Origin of the sequence: Hymenobacter rubidus (assembly GCF_016734815.1) — a bacterium.
GTDB classification, from domain to species: Bacteria; Bacteroidota; Bacteroidia; order Cytophagales; family Hymenobacteraceae; genus Hymenobacter; species Hymenobacter rubidus.
This window is the reverse complement of the sequence record NZ_JAERQF010000007.1, coordinates 71,165-87,096: the sequence shown is the minus strand read 5'-3', so window position 1 is coordinate 87,096 and position 15,932 is coordinate 71,165. Positions and strand designations below refer to the sequence as shown.

The following is a 15,932-nucleotide window of genomic DNA, read 5'->3' as shown; positions in this document are numbered from 1 at the left end:
GCGTCCACTGCGTAGTAACGGCGCCCCATCGGTCATTCTGCCGTTTTCCATTCCATGAACCCCAACGAAATCCTGTCCGCCGCCGAGGAGCCCGCCATTTCCATCACGCCCGCCGGAGACATGCCGCGCGATGCCGATGAGCCCCTCACGCCCACGCTGTTGCGCGAAGCGGCCCACGCCGAAGACGCCGCCGACAAGTTTCCGCTGGTGGGCCTGGGCGGCTCGGCCGGCTCGCTGGTGGCCTTTGAGCGGTTTTTTCAGGCCATGCCCGCCGACAGCGGGGCCGCGTTTGTGGTGGTGACGCATCTTTCGCCCGACCAGGATTCGGAGCTGGCCCAGGTGCTTCAGCACTTCACCCAGATGCCGGTGCTGGAAGCCTCCGATGGCCTGCGCGTGCGCCCCAACCACGTGTACGTGATTCCGCCGAACCGCGACATGAGCATTTTGCACGGCATGCTGCTGCTGTTTGCGCCCACGCAGGCGCCGGGCCGCCGGCTGCCCATCGATTTCTTTTTCCAGAGCATGGCCAAGGATGTGCGCGAGCGGGCCGTGTGCGTGGTGTGCTCGGGGCTGGGTGCCGACGGCAGCCTGGGCCTGAAAATGGTGATGGAAAATTTTGGGATGGTGATGGTGCAGGCCCCCGAAACGGCCGAGTTCGACGCCATGCCGCGCGCGGCCCTGGCCACCGAGTTTGTGGACTACGTGCTGCCGGCGGAAGAGCTGCCGGCCAAGCTCCTGGAATACGTGCGCCACCCCGATACCCGCCCCCGCCGCGAAGAACCCGAAAGCGTGGCCAAGCCCGCCCACGCGCTCCAGAAAATCTTTCACCTCATCCGGGCCCAGACCGGGCACGACTTTTCGTTTTATAAGCGCAACACGGTGTTTCGGCGCATTGAGCGGCGCATGAATGCGCACCAGATTCGGGAGTTTACCCAGTACGTGCGGTTTCTGCAGGAAACGCCGCTGGAGGTGGAGGCCCTGTTCAAGGAGCTGCTGATTGGGGTGACCAAGTTTTTCCGCGACCGGGAGGCGTTTGAGCACCTGCGGCAGCGGCTGCTGCCCCTGCTGCGCCAGAAACCCGCCGACAGCACCGTGCGGGCGTGGGCGCCGGGCTGCTCTACTGGCGAGGAAGCCTACTCGCTGGCCATGACGCTGCTGGAATGCCTCGACGGCGTGGAACGCTCGAAGTACCTCAACGTCCAGATTTTCGCCACCGACATCAACGCCGAGGCCATTGACTTCGCCCGCGTTGGGCTGTATGCCGACAACATTGTGGCCGACGTGAGCCCCGAGCGGCTGCGGCGCTTCTTCACCAAAAGCGAGCAGGGCTACCGCATCAAGAAGGAAGTGCGCGACGTGGTGGTGTTTGCCGTGCACGACCTGAACAAGGACGCGCCCTTCACCAAGCTCGACCTGCTGGTGTGCCGCAACCTGCTCATTTACCTGAGCGCGGAGCTGCAAAAAAACCTCATTCCCATTTTCCATTACGCCCTCAACCCCGGCGGGGTGCTGTTTTTGGGCCCCAGCGAAAACCTGACCGGCTCGCAGGACCTGTTTCAGGCCCTGGACGTGAAGTGGAAAATCTCGCGCCGCACCGAAACCCCGTCCTCGGTGGCGCGGGTGGCTAGTTTTCCGTTTGCCCTGGCCCGGCAGCATGCTTCTCCCACACCCGCTCCCGCTTCCGATTCCATGAGTTCAAGCTCTTCGCGCAAAGAAGGCGCGTTTGCCACCTTGGTGCAGCGCCTGCTGCTGCGCCACTACACGCCGCCCGCGGTGGTGATTAATGCCAAAGGCGAAATCCTGTACGTGAACGGCCGCACCGGCCGCTACCTGGAGCCCGCCCCCGGTCTCAGCGGCATGAACATCTTCGACATGGCCCGCGAAGAGCTGAACTACGAGCTGAGCGAGGCCGTGCACAAAGCCACCGCCACCCGCCAGGACGTGACGGTTGAAGGCGTGAAGCTGCACCTCGACAGCGGCGTGCAGCTCATTCGCCTCACGGTGAAGCCCCTGGAAGAGAGCGAGCAGCTGGCCGGCCTGCTGCTGGTGGTGTTTGAAGACCAGCCCACGTCCCGCAAGGTGCGCCGCGGCAAAACCGGGCGCGCCGACAGCCCCGACGCCCAGGCGCAGGCCCTGGAAAAGGAGCTGCAGTACACCAAGCACCGCCTCCAGACCACCATTGAGGAGATGGAAAGCAGCGTGGAGGAACTGAAAAGCACCAACGAAGAACTGCAAAGCGCCAACGAGGAGCTGCAAAGCACCAACGAGGAGGCCATGACCAACAAGGAGGAAATGCAGAGCCTGAACGAGGAGCTGATGACCCTCAACATGCAGTACCTGAGCAAAACCGAGGAGCTGGGCCAGGCCGCCAACGACATGAAAAACCTGCTCGATGCCACGGAAATAGCCACCATTTTCCTGGACAACGACATGGTGATAAAGCGCTTCACGCCGCCGGTGCACCGCATTGTGAGCCTGCTGCCCGCCGACGTGGGCCGGCCCATCACGCACTTTGCCAACACCCTGCGCCACGAAACCCTGGCCCAGGACGTGCAGCAGGTGCTCGACCGCCTGGTGACCGTGGAGGCCAACATCCAGACCACGCACGGCGAGTGGTACGCCATGCGCATCTTGCCCTACCGCACCCTCGACAACTACATCAGCGGGGCCGTCATCACTTTCACCGACATCACCGACCTCAAAACCCTCGAAGCCCAGCTGCAGGAAAGCACCCGCATGGCCGAAAGCATTGTGGAAACCCTGCGCGAGCCGCTGCTGGTGCTCGACGCCGGCCAGCGGATACTGGCCATGAGCCGGGCCTTCGCCGAGCTGTTCGGGCTGGATGCGTCCGCGGCCAAGGGCCAGGCCCTGCGGGAGCTGGACGGCGGCGCGTGGCAGCAAACCGAGCTGCGCCAGCGCCTCGACGAGGTGCTGCGCCACCCCGACAAGGCGTTTGAGAACCTGCCTTTCACGGCCGAGTTCCCGGGCGCCAGGCACCGCGAGCTGCGGCTCTACGGCCGGGCCATCACCAGCCACGGCAGCCAGACGGGCCGCCTGCTGCTGGGCGTGGAAGTGACCAAGTAGGGAGAGGTCGTTACGGACGCCATTCCGCGCCGGGGCGTAGATTTGGCCTTCGCCTTCTTTCCCCGCCATGTTTGCATCGCTCTCGCTTCAACTCAGCTTCCGGCCCGATTTGAACGTGTTTACCTGCCGCTGGCTCACGGCCTCGGAATTGGCCACAACGCCGGTCGAGTACGAGGCCTTGCTGCACGCCCCGGATGCTCCGCGCACCCCGCGCTGGCTATTCGATGTGCGCCGCCGCCCCACCACCGATGCCACCGCCGCCCGTTGGGTCACCACCGACTGGCTGCCCCGCGCCGCCGGTCTGGTGCGGCCGGCCCGCCTTAGCCTGGCTTTTCTGGTGCCACCCGCCCGCGCCGAGCACCTGCGGGCCGAAGCCGACCTGCGCGCCGTGATGGAAGCCGCCTACGCCCCTGGCCACGCGTTCAGCCTGCGCACCTTCACCGACGAGGGCGAGGCCATGCGCTGGCTGCTGGCCCAGCCCGACAAGGAGGCTTAGGGCCGGTGCAGGCGTAATTTGAATCGTGTTGAACGCCGTAATGCAACTGTGGGGAAAGGGAGTTTTTGCGGCGTTTGTCATCCTGCGCGCCGCGCAGGATGACAAACGGCGCGGTAGAAATGCTTCGGCTGTGCTCAGCAGCACGGCCTGCATACTGTGGCCGGCTACGCCCCCATGCGCAGGGGCTTGGGGGCCTGTTCGGGCGTGGCCCCATCCAGGGCGCGGCGCACGTCGCACCAGCTCAGCTCGCCGGCTACGTAGCTGGCAAAAAGCTGCTGGGCCAGGGCCGGGGTAGCAGCCCCCAGCTTGGGGTAGGTGGTGAGGAGCTGACGGAGTACGTTGGCCCGCTGAACCGGTGTTTGGGCAGCAGGCCCAAAACGTGGGTCGTACGACATGCGAATAACGGGACAGTGGAATAGGAGGGATGGTGTTACAAATTTCGTCACCGGTTTCACGCATTACCTCATGGGCAAATACGGGTTTTTGCCGGGCTGCTCCTACGTAGTTTTAGGCGCCGCCGCACCAATTGACGCGCCTACTGTCGGCGGGCGGTTGGCCGTCAGGGGCTAAGGGATGCCGGTGGCGTGGGGGCGGGGCCGCAGGGGCCACCCGGCATGGCCCGGGCTGCCTACGACGCGTGGCATTGCCGTATAAAAGGGCCATACCTTCACTGCTCGTAGTTCCCTTGCCATGCCGTCGTCCGATTATCCCCTTGCTGCCGGGGGAGCCGCCAGCCCCCACGACGCCCTGCTGGCCCTGCGTGCCCGCGCCGAAAAGCGCCGCCAGCTGGTGACGCAAGCGGCCGAGCACCACACGCCCGAAGAGGTGCAGCGGCTGGTGCAGGAGCTGCAGGTGCACCAGATAGAGCTGGAAATGCAGTACGAGGAGCTGCTGCTGACCCAGGTCGAAGTCCAGGACGCCCGTGCGCAGTACGTCGACCTTTACGAATTTGCCCCCGTGGGCTACTTCACCCTCACCAAAACCGGCCTGGTGGTGCAGCTCAACCTCTGCGGCAGCCAGCAACTGGGCAGCGTGCGGCAGCGGCTGGTGGGGCGGCGCTTTGCCCTGTTTGTGGCCCCGGACCAGCGCCACGACTTCGGGCAGTTTCTGGCCCGGGTGTTTCAGTCCGACGGTACCCAGAGCCGGGAGCTGCACCTGCAGCGCGAAGACGGCAGCCTGTTCTACGGCCAGCTCGAGGCCCTGCGCGTGGAAACGCCCGACGGCGACGTGTGCCGGATGGCTCTGGTGGACACCACCGCCCGCCGCCAGGCCGCCGATGCCCTGAAGGCCAGCGAGGCCCGCTTCCGCAAGCTCTTCACCGACAGCTCCGATGCCGTGGCCCTGCTGCAAGGCCACGAGTACGTGGACTGCAACGACGCCGCCCTGCGCCTGCTGGGCGCCACCCATCGGGAGGCGCTGGTGGGCCAGCCCGCCTGGGCCCACACCCCCGAGTACCAGCCCGACGGCCGCCGCACCGTCGATTTGTTCCGCGACAGCATTGCCCAGGCCGTGCGCACGGGCTCGCAGCGCTGCGAATCCATGATGCACAAGGTGAGCGGCCAGGAAATATGGGTGGAAGCCGTGCTGACGCCCATTGAGGTGCGCGGCCCCCGGCCGTTGGTGCACGTGTTGTGGCGCGACATTACGGCCGCCCGCGCCGCCGCCGAGGAGCTGCGCCTGAGCCAGGAACGCCTGCAAATGGCCCTCGAAGCCTCGGCCAGCGGGGTGTGGGTGTGGGAGATAGCCACGCATGAGCTCAGCTGGGATGCCCAGGCCCAGGCCATGTTCGGCCTCGCCTACAACCCCGTGCCGGTGTCATTTGAGGTGTTGAGCGACGCCATTCACGCCGCCGACCGGGCCGCCGTGGCGGCGGGCCTGCGCCGCGCCTCCGAGCCCGGCGCGCCGTCTTTCGACCTGGAGCACCGCGTTGTGTGGCCCGATGGCCGCGTGCGCTACGTGGCCGCGCTGGGCAAAGTGCTGACCGACGCCGAAGGCCGCCCCCAGCGCTTCATCGGCAGTATGCGCGACGTGACGCCCCGCCGCGAGGCCGAAGAGGCCCTGCGCCGGGAAAAGGAATTATCCGAAAGCCTGCTCGAAAACACCATCGACGGCATTATTGCTCTGGATTCCGACAGCCGCATTACGTCCTGGAACGCCGAAGCCGCCCGCTATTTCGGTCAGCCGGCGGCTGCGGTGCTGGGGCGGCCCGTGTTCGAAGTATTGTCGTTTATGCAGGAAAAAGCGCACACCGCCGTGCGCCAAGCCCTGGCCGGTGAGCGAACCGTGTGCCGCCACCAGCCCTTTGTGGTGCGCCCCGGCCACTACGATGCCTACCTGGTGCCCCTGACCGACGACGGCAAACCTCAGCTCAGCGGCGTGCTCATCATCATTCGGGACGTGACCGAGCGCGACCGCCTGGCCGAAGAAGTGACCCAGCAGCGCCTGCGCCAGCAGCAAGAAGTGCTGGCCGCCATCCTCACCACCCAGGAAACCGAGCGCAAGCGCATTGCCGAAGCCATTCACAACGGCCTGGGGCAGCTGCTCTACGCCGCCAAGCTGAGCCTGGAGGACCGCAACCCGCCGGCCCGCCCGCGCGAGTCGCTCAAGCTGCTGGACGAGGCCATTCGCACCACCCGCACCATCTCCTTCGAGCTCACGCCCGGCATTCTGGAAGACTTTGGCCTGCGCACGGCCCTCGAAGAGCTGGTGAAGCGCATTGCCCCGGCCCGCCTGCCCGTGCGCCTGCACCTCACCAACCTCGACCAGCGTTCCGACCCCAAAGTGGAAATCACGGTGTACCGCGTGGTGCAGGAGCTGCTCAACAACGTGATGAAGCACGCCCACGCCACCGAAGTGGAAGTGCACGTGGCCCGCGAAGCCAACCGACTGGTGGTGAGCGTGGAAGATAACGGCCGGGGTTTTGAGCCGGCCCGGCTGAGCGCTGAGCCGCTGGCGGGCATGGGGCTGGCCGGCGTGCGCAACCGCGTGGCCCTGCTGGGCGGCGAGCTGTCCATCAACTCGGTGCTGGGCCGGGGCACCATCATCAGCTTCGAGCTGGCCTATTGAGCAAGGTTTCGGCCTGATATTTGTGCCCATAGCGCGGGGGCGGCCCTGCCTTTAGGACCGGCGGCGCACGGCGGGCACTTTTCCCGGCGTTGGTGCGTCAGGGGAAATAAGCCGACCCTGTTCCGCTCATTTTTACGCCCGTTTGCGCCTCATGCTTCACCGCTACTTTTCCTTCGGCCCGCTGGCCTCTTTGTCCTGGGCGGTATTGCTGGCCGCGGCCCTGGGCGCCGGCTGTGCCCAGAAAACTGTGGAGCCCAGCACCGGCAGCTTCGCCCTCGAAATCGACCCCGTGGTGGGCCTCGACGATTTGGTGCTCAACACCGCCACCTACACCAAGGCCGACGGCCAGACGTTCACGGTTTCCAAGTTTAAGTTTCTGCTCTCGGGCCTGAAGCTGACCAAGGGCGACGGTACCTCCTACGCTGTGCCCGACGGCTATTACCTCGTGGATGCGGCCGATGACAAAACCTTTCACATCGTCATCGACCAGGTGCCGCTGGGCGACTACACGGGCCTGAGCTTCCTGCTGGGCGTGGACGACGCCCACAACAACGGCACCTTCGTGAGCGGGGCCCTTAACCACAACAACGACCTGTACTGGGACTGGAGCAAGGAATACGTGTTCCTGAAAATGGCCGGTTCGTCGGCCCAGGCGCCCGCCGGCCGCAGCCTCACCTTCGACATTGGCGGAGCGGGCGTGGTGCGCACCGTCACGCCCGCCTTCAAAGGCCTCACGCTGCCTGTGAAAATGGGGCATGTGCCCGAAATTCATATGTATGCGCACGTAGAAGGCCTGTTCAACAGCGCCACGCCGGCCAACAACATCAACTTCGCTACCACCTACTCGGTAGAAAGCGGCGACCCCAAAGCCCTCACTGTGGCCGACAACTACGCGGCCAACATGTTTACCGTCGAGCACATTCACGCCAATTAGAGCCGTTTAGTACAGCATCCGTCCGTCATGCTTCGCTGCGCGCTGCATGACGTTTCTTTAATGCTTCTGTCATACGATGGCACGGATGTACTAAACATTTGCACCTTAACTTTTGCCCCCGATACGTCCGTCCGCCAGTCATCAGGAGTTATGAAATCAACGCTAACACTACTTGGGGCGGGGCTGTTGCTGAGCCTGACCAGCTGCACCCACGACGCCGACACCGTGGACCCCGATGGCCCGGTGGTGGCGCCCACGGCCTACACCCTGGAGGTACCAAGCTATTTTCCCACCCTGCCGGCCATGCCCGCCGACAATCCCCTTACGAATGAGGGCGTGGCGCTGGGCCGGCAGCTATTTTACGAAAAGGCGTTGTCGGTCACCAACACAGTGGCCTGCGCCTCCTGCCACCGGCAGGAACTGGCGTTCACCGATGGCCTGGCCCACGCCCAGGGCGTGAACGGCGGCACCACGCCGCGCAGCTCGATGTCATTGGCCAACCTGGCCTGGGAACCCAAGCTAACCTGGGACGGCTCGGCCCTCGGCCTGGAAAACCAGGCCCGCATTCCCATCGAAAACCCGGTGGAAATGCACCAGAGCCTGAGCGCCGGCGTGGCCCGCCTGCAAGCCACCAGCACCTATCCGGCCTTGTTCCGCAAGGCGTTTGGCAGTAGCACTATTACCGAAGCCAACACGCTGAAAGCCCTGGCGCAGTTCGAGCGCACGCTTATTTCGAGCAACTCGCGCTACGACCAGTACCAGCGCGGCAACCGCACGGCCCTGAGCAGCTACGAGCTGCAGGGCCTGCTGCTTTTTGCTACGCACCCCAACGGCAAGCAGCGGGGCGGCAACTGCGCCGACTGCCACAGCGGCGACCTGCAAACCAACCACACCTTCAGCAACAACGGCCTCGACGCCACGTTTACCGACCTGGGGCTGGGCGCCGTCACCGGCCTGGCCACCGACAACGGCAAGTTTCGGGTGCCCTCGCTGCGCAACGTGGCCCTGACGGCCCCCTACATGCACGACGGCCGCTTCACGACCCTGGAAGACGTGGTGAGCCACTACAATGAGCACGTGGCGCTGAACAGCCCCAACCTGGACCCGCTCATTGCCAACGCCACCAACGACCCGCTCCAGCGCAGCCGCACGCTGGACCTGACCGCCACCGAGAAGGCGCAGATAGTGGCGTTTCTGCGCACCCTCACCGATACCACCTTCACGAAGGACCCGCGGTTTTCCAAGCCCAACTAGGCTGATTGGGATAGTTGGATAGTTAAGAAGGCAACGGCCCTGCGCCCAGCAGGACCGTTGCCTTTTTTGCTGCTTCGCACCGCCTAGCCACGCAGGGGCTACCAAGGGGTGCCAGGACGGGCACGCCGGATAATCTTTTGGCGGATTTCGGCGGGCAAGGGATGGCCCTGGGCGTAGGCTTCCAGAATGGCCTTTTCCCTGGTGCGGGTGTAAGCGGATTTTTTACCAATGCCAAACACCACTGAGCCGGCGGCCAGAGAGGCAATGGTAATCGGGACGGCGTTGCTGGGCGCGTGCGTTCCACTCGGAATACCGTTGGCTACCAGGCCGATGATGGGCGACAAGAGCATCACGCCCAACCCGAAGCCCACGAATTCCCGGACTTGCCGACGCTGATTAGTAAAAAGCTTTTGCACGGCCTGGGCGCTGTCTAGCGGGGCAGGAGTAGGCCGGCCGGCCTGGCCAGCAGCGGTAAGAACAGAGTCGGGACGCACCTGGGCCTGGCCGGAACAGGCAACTAGCCAGGACAAAACCACCAGCAGCACCGAAGCCAGCGAACCACGTGCATTCGGAATAATAAAAATTTGCATACTTTAATGTAGTGATGCGCTGGGTATTGTTACAGATTTGCCACAGGTTTAGGCGGTAATTTTGGTGCCCAAGGCCGGCAAGCGAGTAGGGGAATGGGCCGAAATTCAGGTTTTAAGCTAGTTTGATGATTGTTGTAGAAAAGGGGCGGAACGGCTGCCTTCGTGGTGCGGCCCCCACGGGGGGCTTTTGTGTTTTACGGGCGGGCTGGAACACGGCTCGGCTTGCTGGGTTTCTGCTTTCGGCAGCGTTTTTGTTGCTGGCCATTGCGCCGGATGCGGCGGCGCAGAACACGGGTCGTATTGGCGGACAGCTGCTCGACGCGGCCACCAACCAGCCGCTGCCCTTTGCCGATGTGCTGCTGCTACGGGCCACCGATTCGACCTTTGTAACCGGAGCCCAGACCCTGGAAAGCGGGGCCTTTGCCATTGAAAAAGTGCCCTTCGGCAACTACGTGCTGAAGGCCACCGTGGTGGGCTACCGCATTGGGCGGCGGGCGGTGACGCTTTCGGCCGCCACGCCCGGCCTGGAGTTGGGCCCGCTGCGCCTGCGCACGGCCGCCACCAAGCTGGGCGAAGTGGTGGTGAAGGGCCAGCGCGCCATCGTGAGCGACAACCTGGATAAGAAAGTCATTGACGTGACCAAGGACCTGACGGCCACCGGCGGCACCGCGGCCGATGTGCTGCAAAACGTGCCCAGCGTGACCGTGGACCAGAGCGGCGTGGTGAGCCTGCGCGGCTCCAGCAACGTGAAAATCTTCGTGGACGGTAAGCCCACCAGCGTGACCCTGGACCAACTGCCGGCCAGCAGCATCCAGAACATTGAAGTGGTGACCAACCCATCGTCGCGCTACGACGCCGAGGGCTCGGCCGGCATCATCAACATCGTGCTGAAAAAGGAACGCCAGGACGGCTGGAACGGCCAGGCCAATGCCACGGCCGGTACCGGCGGCAAGTACAACACCTCGCTGAGCCTGAACTACCACCAGGGCAAGTTCAACGTGTTCGGGAGCTATGACTTTCGGGAGGACCGGCGCACGGGCTACGGCTCGGTGCGCCAGCGCACCACCACGGCGGCCGGCACCGTGGCCCTCAACCAGGACCGCACCAGTGTGTCTTACAGCACCGCCCACGCGGTGCGCATTGGGCTCGATTATGCCATCAGCCCCGAGCAAACCCTGACCCTGGCTGTGCAGCCGCGCTACAACTCGCAGCGCTCCACCGAGGACATTGTTTCGAGCCAGAACAACATCACCACCAACACGCCCATTGCGCTGGGCAACACCAACCGCGCCAACCTGAATACCGGCAGCAGCAAGCAGGCCGACGTCAGCCTGGATTACCGCCGCACCTGGGCCGCCCAGAAGCGCCGCGAACTCACGGCCAATGCCATCTACACGCCGTCGCAGTACCAAATTGGGGTGGGCTCGAACGTGGATTACCGCAACGATGTGGCCTGGACCACCGGCTTCCAGAACCAGCGCTTCGACAACCAGGCCGACCTGGCCTCGGCGCAGGTTGACTACGTGATGCCGCTGGGCGAAAAGGGCCGCTACGAGCTGGGCGCCAAAAGTATTTCGCGCCGCTACGACAACGACTACCGCTACAGCAGCCTGCCAGCGCTGGCCTTCGACCCCTCGAACCGCTTTGTGTACCACGAGTACATTCAGGCCGCTTATGGTACCTATGCCAACGCGGCGGGGGCTTTCAGCTACCAGGCTGGTTTGCGCCTGGAGCAGACCAACACCCAGGGCGACCAGTCGACGGACGTGCCCAACGCGCACTTCACGCGCAGCTACCTGAGCCTGTTTCCGAGCGCTGTGCTGGCCTACGACCTGAACCTCGAAAACCGGGTGCAGCTCAGCTATTCGCGCCGCGTGCAGCGCCCCAACGCCGACGAGCTCAACCCCTTCACCGACCGCTCGGACCCGCTGAACCTGCGCACCGGCAACCCGGCGCTGTTTCCCGAGTTTGTGCACTCGCTGGAACTGGGCGACCAACGGTTTTTCGGCGCCAATGCCTCGCTAAGTGCCACGGCGTTTTACCGGCTGGAGGAAAACACGATTACCAACATCCGCAACCCGTTTTTCCGCGACACCCTCGCGCATGCCTTCGTCACGAATACCACCCGGCTCAATGTGGGGCAGGAAACCAACTACGGCGTGGAGCTGGTGGCCTCGGCGCCCATCACCAGCAGCTGGAAAGTGAATGCCAATGCCTCGGCCTTCCGGCGCATCATCAAGGGCTCGGTGCCGACCAACGTGGACTTCAACAACAGCAACCTCGTGTACACGGGCCGGCTCAACACCACGGTTTCGCCCACCAAAAAGCTCGATTTGCAGCTTTCGGCCAACTACCGCTCGCCGGTGGTATCGGCCCAGGGCCAGCGCCTCACCCAGTTCAACGCCGACTTCGCGGCCAAGCAAAGCGTGCTCAAGGACAAGGGCAGCATTTCGCTGCGCGTGTCCGACATCTTCAATACCCTGCAATTCAACTTCAATGCTGCCGGTCCCGGTTTCGAGTCGGTGGCCCGCAACAAGCGCGAGTCGCGGGTGGTGTACTTAGGCTTCACCTACCGCTTCGGCAACGCGGGCGACAACCCGCGCACCAAGCGCAAGGACGAGCAACCGGACGATGCCGGCGGCCGGGGCTTTGAATAGGGGAGGTGGCCGACGGAGTTTGGGCCACTACCGCAGCGGGCTTTGTTCGGGAACGCGCGCTAAATTTGTAGTTCGCCGGTGCTGTACGCTTTATCGCAGGCGATTTTTAACCCGGTTTTTGCCATGCGTCTTCCCCGTTGTCCGTTTCTTTTTGCAGTCGTTGGAGCCGCGGCCTTGGGCCTGAGCAGCTGCGAGCAGCAAAAGCCCGCCACGCAGAAAGTGGCCGCGCCCGCCGCCGTGGAGGCCCGCTACGAATGCCCCATGGGCTGCGCAGGCAGCCAAAGCAACAAGCCCGGCAAGTGCCCCGTCTGCGAGATGGAGCTGGTGAAAAAGTCGTAGACATCTGGCGCTGAGCCGGATACTTTGTTTGTACTCTGCACAACGGCCAATGCTTCAGCAGCCCCAGCCATCCCATAATTATGCAGGTTTCTACGGCAATTCTGTGCCAACCTGCGGGCTGGGGAAGCGTAATTTTACCTGGCTGATTTCCTAAGAAGCTGTTTGAATTAATAAGAACGGTCATGCTTCGCTGCGCTCTGCATGACCGTTCTTATTAATTCAAACAGCCGCTAAGTGATACGGCCATTTCCTGACCCGGTCCACGCGGGGATTTTTCCTTTCTGAATAGTACCAATATGTCAACGCTTCGTTTCAAAACCACCATTAACTGCGGCGGCTGCATCAAAGCCGTCACGCCCGCCCTCAACCAGCAGGTTGGGGCCAACAACTGGCAGGTAGACACCGCCAACCCGGACAAAATCCTCACTATAAAATCTACCCAGGCCACTGCCAGCCAGGTAGTACAGGCGGTGGAAGCAGCCGGCTTCGAGATTCAACCTCTGGCGTAGTAAACTGCCGATGAGAGGCAACAAAAAAGGCGGTTCCAGCATGGAATCGCCTTTTTTGTTGTTGGAATTGGGCAACCTATTGCACCACCACTTTGCGGCTGGTGAGCTGGTCGCCAACCCGGAGCTTGACCAGGTAGGCGCCGGCGGGCAGGCTGCCCAGCGGAAACTGCTGCGGGCCGCTTTGCTCAACCGTGGCCAGGGTGCGCACCTGCTGGCCCAGGGCATTGTAGACTGCCAGCGACACCGGCTGCCGGCCGGCCGGCACCGTGTAGGCCACCGTGGCATCAGCCGTTGCCGGATTGGGGTACACCTGGAAATTGAGGCCATTGGCTACGGCATTTTGCGTGGCCAGCACCCCGGTGCCCAGCACAAAGCCAACGGCCTGCGTGCCGGGAATGGTGGTGAAATCGGGGTTGGTGCCGAAAGCCGTGGTACGGCCTGCTACCTGCGGAATAATGTCGGAGGTAACGAACTGCCCGTTGCTGTCGGTGAAGGCGGCAAAGAGGTCGATGCGGCTGCCGACGCCCAGAACCGTTCCCATGGTCGATAGCGGAATCTCAATTTCAAACCCCGTATTCAGGGTGTTGGTGGTGAGTGAAACGCTGTTGTTGTAGGCGAAGCGCGAACCTGTCAGGACGGCCGTGGCGGCGGTTACGGCGGTTCCCGTTTTGTAGCCCTGGCCAATGTAGGGGTCGGTGCCCACCGGCGCGGTGCCCCCGCCGGTTACGTACGACACCGCACTGAAAAACACGTCGCTAAGCGCGGGCCCGACCACTACCCGAAACCCGTAGTCGGCTTCCATATCCAGCGTGGGGCGGTGAGCCAGCGGCGAGTTGGCATCGAGGCCGCCGGGCAACTGCACGCGGGCAGGGGCGCCGGGCCGCGACGGGGTGTTGAGGTAGATGATAAAGGCCCGGTAGGCCCCCGCAGTGCTCGATTCGCCCGAGCCCACCAGCATCAGGTTCAGCGTTGTGCTGGTGTAGCCCACGTACAGCGAGCGCAAGCCCCGGTCGGTGTCGAGGTGGCCCCCGCTGTAGGTGCCGGCCAACTGGTATTTGCCGACGCCCGAGCCAATTTCATTCGTCGAGGCCTGCCCGTCGATGGTGAATTGCGCGCTGGCGGTAAGCGAAGTCACCGCGAAGGCGCTCATCGCTAAAAGAGTACGTAGTGGTTTCATGGAAGGGGTAAGTAAAAATGGAAGTGGAAAAGGAAGTGGAAAAGGAAGAATGGTAAAGAAGTCAAAAACGGCAATGCGTTGCAACAGCGTGCTTCGGCAGGCTCAGGCGTGGCCCCGGCAACTGCTTCGCGAGTAAGACAGGTGCAGGTTTTGGAGCATGGCCCTACTCACCCCGGCCGGCCACCAGGGCTATGCCGCGAAAGTTGTACGAAGGCAGCCCGGTTGAGGGCGAAAAACACGAAGTGTGGGCCTGAGTCAGAGCCGGGGTGTGTCCGGCGTATGAAATCTGAAAATGAGGCGGTTTTAGTGACTACTGATGGGGCAATAAATTCCGCAGTGTCCGGGCTACGCGGTTTATCAAGTGTGGCATCGACGCGTGCGAAAAAACAGGACGGCCATGGTGGGCTGTGGCGCGGGGCCCGTTGCGTTGCCCATTCACAATGCGGCCAGGGATATAAAGAACAGATGAATACGAGCAAACGTTTGCACAAAGTACTGGGATTGGGTTAGTTTTGGCCATTGAAATGGAAGCCCGGACTGGCCTGGCTTATTTTGCGTACTTGAATTCCCGTCAGTCTGGCGTTATTTTTTACTTCATCTTTCTTCTTTCCACCATGTCCTTCCTTCTTGCCCAAGCGGTTCTGGCCGATTTTCAACAACGTTTTGGCTACGAGCCGCTGCTGGTGCGGGCGCCCGGCCGCGTCAACCTGATTGGGGAGCACACCGATTACAACGGCGGCTTTGTGCTGCCGGCCGCTGTGGATAAGGAAATGACCTTTGCCGTGGGCCTGAACGGAACCGAAAAAATCCGCCTCGTGGCCCACGACCTTGGCGAAGAGTTTGAGCTGCCCAACGCCGCCGAAATCAGCCCCGGCGACACGCATTGGGCCAACTACCTGCTGGGCGTGGCCAGCCAGTTTCAGTTGCGCGGCCACGCCGTGCCGGGCTTCGACTGCGTGTTTGCCGGCACGGTGCCCATGGGGGCGGGCATGTCGTCGTCGGCCGCCGTGGAGTGCGGCCTGGCCTTCGCCCTCAACCAGTTCCTGAAAACCAACCTGGAAAAGATGGAGCTGGCGCGCATTGCGCAGTTTGCCGAGCACACCTACGCCGGCGTGCAGTGCGGCATCATGGACCAGTTTGCCAGCCTATTCGGGCGCGATGGCCAGGTGGTGCGCCTCGACTGCCGCTCGCTGGCCTACGAATATTTTCCCTTCGATACCAACGCCGCCCGCATCGTGCTCTGCAACTCGGGCGTGAAGCACAGCTTGGCCAGCTCCGAGTACAACACCCGCCGCCAGGAATGCGAGCGTGGCGTATCAGTGCTGCAGCAGCACTACGAAGGCATCGGCAGCCTGCGCGATGCCACCATGACGCAACTCGAAGCCGTGAAGGGTGAACTGGGCGGCACCGTGTTTCGCCGCTGCGCCTACGTGGTGCAGGAAAATGCCCGCGTGGAAGCCGCCTGCCAGTGCCTCAACGCCGGCGACCTGGCCGGGTTCGGTAAGCAGATGTACGGCTCGCACGCCGGCCTGCGCGACGACTACGAAGTGAGCTGCGCCGAGCTCGACGTGCTGGTAGAAGCCGCGAAGGCCGCCCCCGGCGTGTTTGGCGCGCGCATGATGGGCGGCGGCTTCGGTGGCTGCACCATCAATTTGGTCGCACCTGGTAAAGTCGACGAATTCATTGCCAGCGTGAGCAAGGTGTACGAGGAGAAGTTCGGGCTGAAGCTGGAGACGTACCAGACCACCATTGTGGATGGGGTAGGGGTGATATAGTTGTCAGTTGCTGGTTGTCAGTTGTTAGTCGCAAATAAATGTTCAATCCCT

At 63.2% G+C, this 15,932-nt stretch carries 12 protein-coding genes; 9 read left to right on the top strand and 3 right to left on the bottom strand.

Translation table 11 applies throughout. From position 1 onward, the window contains the following. Positions 1 to 54 precede the first annotated feature (54 nt). Together JKL48_RS07325 and JKL48_RS07320 are read left to right on the top strand one after the other, a co-directional pair. On the top strand, positions 55 to 3,084 hold the full coding sequence (locus JKL48_RS07325) for a CheR family methyltransferase (RefSeq protein WP_201980697.1): 3,030 nt from the start codon (positions 55 to 57) through the stop codon (positions 3,082 to 3,084). Between the two features lie 67 nt (positions 3,085 to 3,151). Beyond that, positions 3,152 to 3,580, top strand: a complete 429-nt coding sequence (locus tag JKL48_RS07320; RefSeq protein WP_201980695.1) for a hypothetical protein — start codon at positions 3,152 to 3,154, stop codon at positions 3,578 to 3,580. Positions 3,581 to 3,744: 164 nt separating this feature from the next. Here the strand turns inward: JKL48_RS07320 and JKL48_RS07315 are convergent, their stop codons facing one another. Then, a complete protein-coding gene (locus tag JKL48_RS07315) occupies positions 3,745 to 3,975 on the bottom strand; it encodes a hypothetical protein (protein WP_201980694.1) in 231 nt (76 codons plus the stop codon). A gap of 295 nt (positions 3,976 to 4,270) precedes the next feature. Here JKL48_RS07315 and JKL48_RS07310 point away from each other — a divergent pair, with 295 nt between their 5' ends. From JKL48_RS07310 to JKL48_RS07300, 3 genes are all read left to right on the top strand, one after another. Next, positions 4,271 to 6,646, top strand: coding sequence for a PAS domain-containing sensor histidine kinase (locus tag JKL48_RS07310; protein ID WP_201980691.1), 2,376 nt, complete (start codon positions 4,271 to 4,273; stop codon positions 6,644 to 6,646). Between the two features lie 151 nt (positions 6,647 to 6,797). Beyond that, positions 6,798 to 7,580, top strand: a complete 783-nt coding sequence (locus tag JKL48_RS07305; RefSeq protein WP_201980690.1) for an MbnP family protein — start codon at positions 6,798 to 6,800, stop codon at positions 7,578 to 7,580. Between the two features lie 150 nt (positions 7,581 to 7,730). Continuing rightward, positions 7,731 to 8,834, top strand: coding sequence for a cytochrome-c peroxidase (locus JKL48_RS07300; RefSeq protein WP_201980688.1), 1,104 nt, complete (start codon positions 7,731 to 7,733; stop codon positions 8,832 to 8,834). Positions 8,835 to 8,932: 98 nt separating this feature from the next. On the opposite strand, the gene JKL48_RS07295 is transcribed toward JKL48_RS07300, so the two are convergent. Continuing rightward, positions 8,933 to 9,424: a hypothetical protein gene (locus JKL48_RS07295; RefSeq protein ID WP_201980685.1), complete on the bottom strand. Its 492-nt coding sequence runs from the start codon at positions 9,422 to 9,424 to the stop codon at positions 8,933 to 8,935. 251 nt (positions 9,425 to 9,675) lie between these two features. Between JKL48_RS07295 and JKL48_RS07290 the strand changes: the two genes are divergently transcribed. The 3 genes from JKL48_RS07290 to JKL48_RS07280 all read left to right on the top strand — a co-directional run bounded on the left by JKL48_RS07290 (position 9,676) and on the right by JKL48_RS07280 (position 12,929). Further along, positions 9,676 to 12,081 carry an outer membrane beta-barrel family protein gene (locus tag JKL48_RS07290; protein WP_201980684.1) on the top strand — a complete coding sequence of 802 codons (2,406 nt, stop codon included), beginning with the start codon at positions 9,676 to 9,678 and terminating at the stop codon, positions 12,079 to 12,081. A gap of 123 nt (positions 12,082 to 12,204) precedes the next feature. Continuing rightward, positions 12,205 to 12,420, top strand: a complete 216-nt coding sequence (locus JKL48_RS07285; protein WP_201980682.1) for a heavy metal-binding domain-containing protein — start codon at positions 12,205 to 12,207, stop codon at positions 12,418 to 12,420. A 296-nt stretch (positions 12,421 to 12,716) separates the two neighbouring features. Beyond that, positions 12,717 to 12,929: a heavy-metal-associated domain-containing protein gene (locus tag JKL48_RS07280; protein WP_201980679.1), complete on the top strand. Its 213-nt coding sequence runs from the start codon at positions 12,717 to 12,719 to the stop codon at positions 12,927 to 12,929. Between the two features lie 76 nt (positions 12,930 to 13,005). On the opposite strand, the gene JKL48_RS07275 is transcribed toward JKL48_RS07280, so the two are convergent. After that, positions 13,006 to 14,106 (bottom strand): T9SS type A sorting domain-containing protein, encoded by a 1,101-nt coding sequence (locus JKL48_RS07275; protein ID WP_201980677.1) that lies wholly within the window; start codon positions 14,104 to 14,106, stop codon positions 13,006 to 13,008. 614 nt (positions 14,107 to 14,720) lie between these two features. Here JKL48_RS07275 and galK point away from each other — a divergent pair. Beyond that, positions 14,721 to 15,881: a galactokinase gene (galK, locus tag JKL48_RS07270; protein WP_201980675.1), complete on the top strand. Its 1,161-nt coding sequence runs from the start codon at positions 14,721 to 14,723 to the stop codon at positions 15,879 to 15,881. The last annotated feature ends 51 nt before the right edge of the window (positions 15,882 to 15,932 follow it).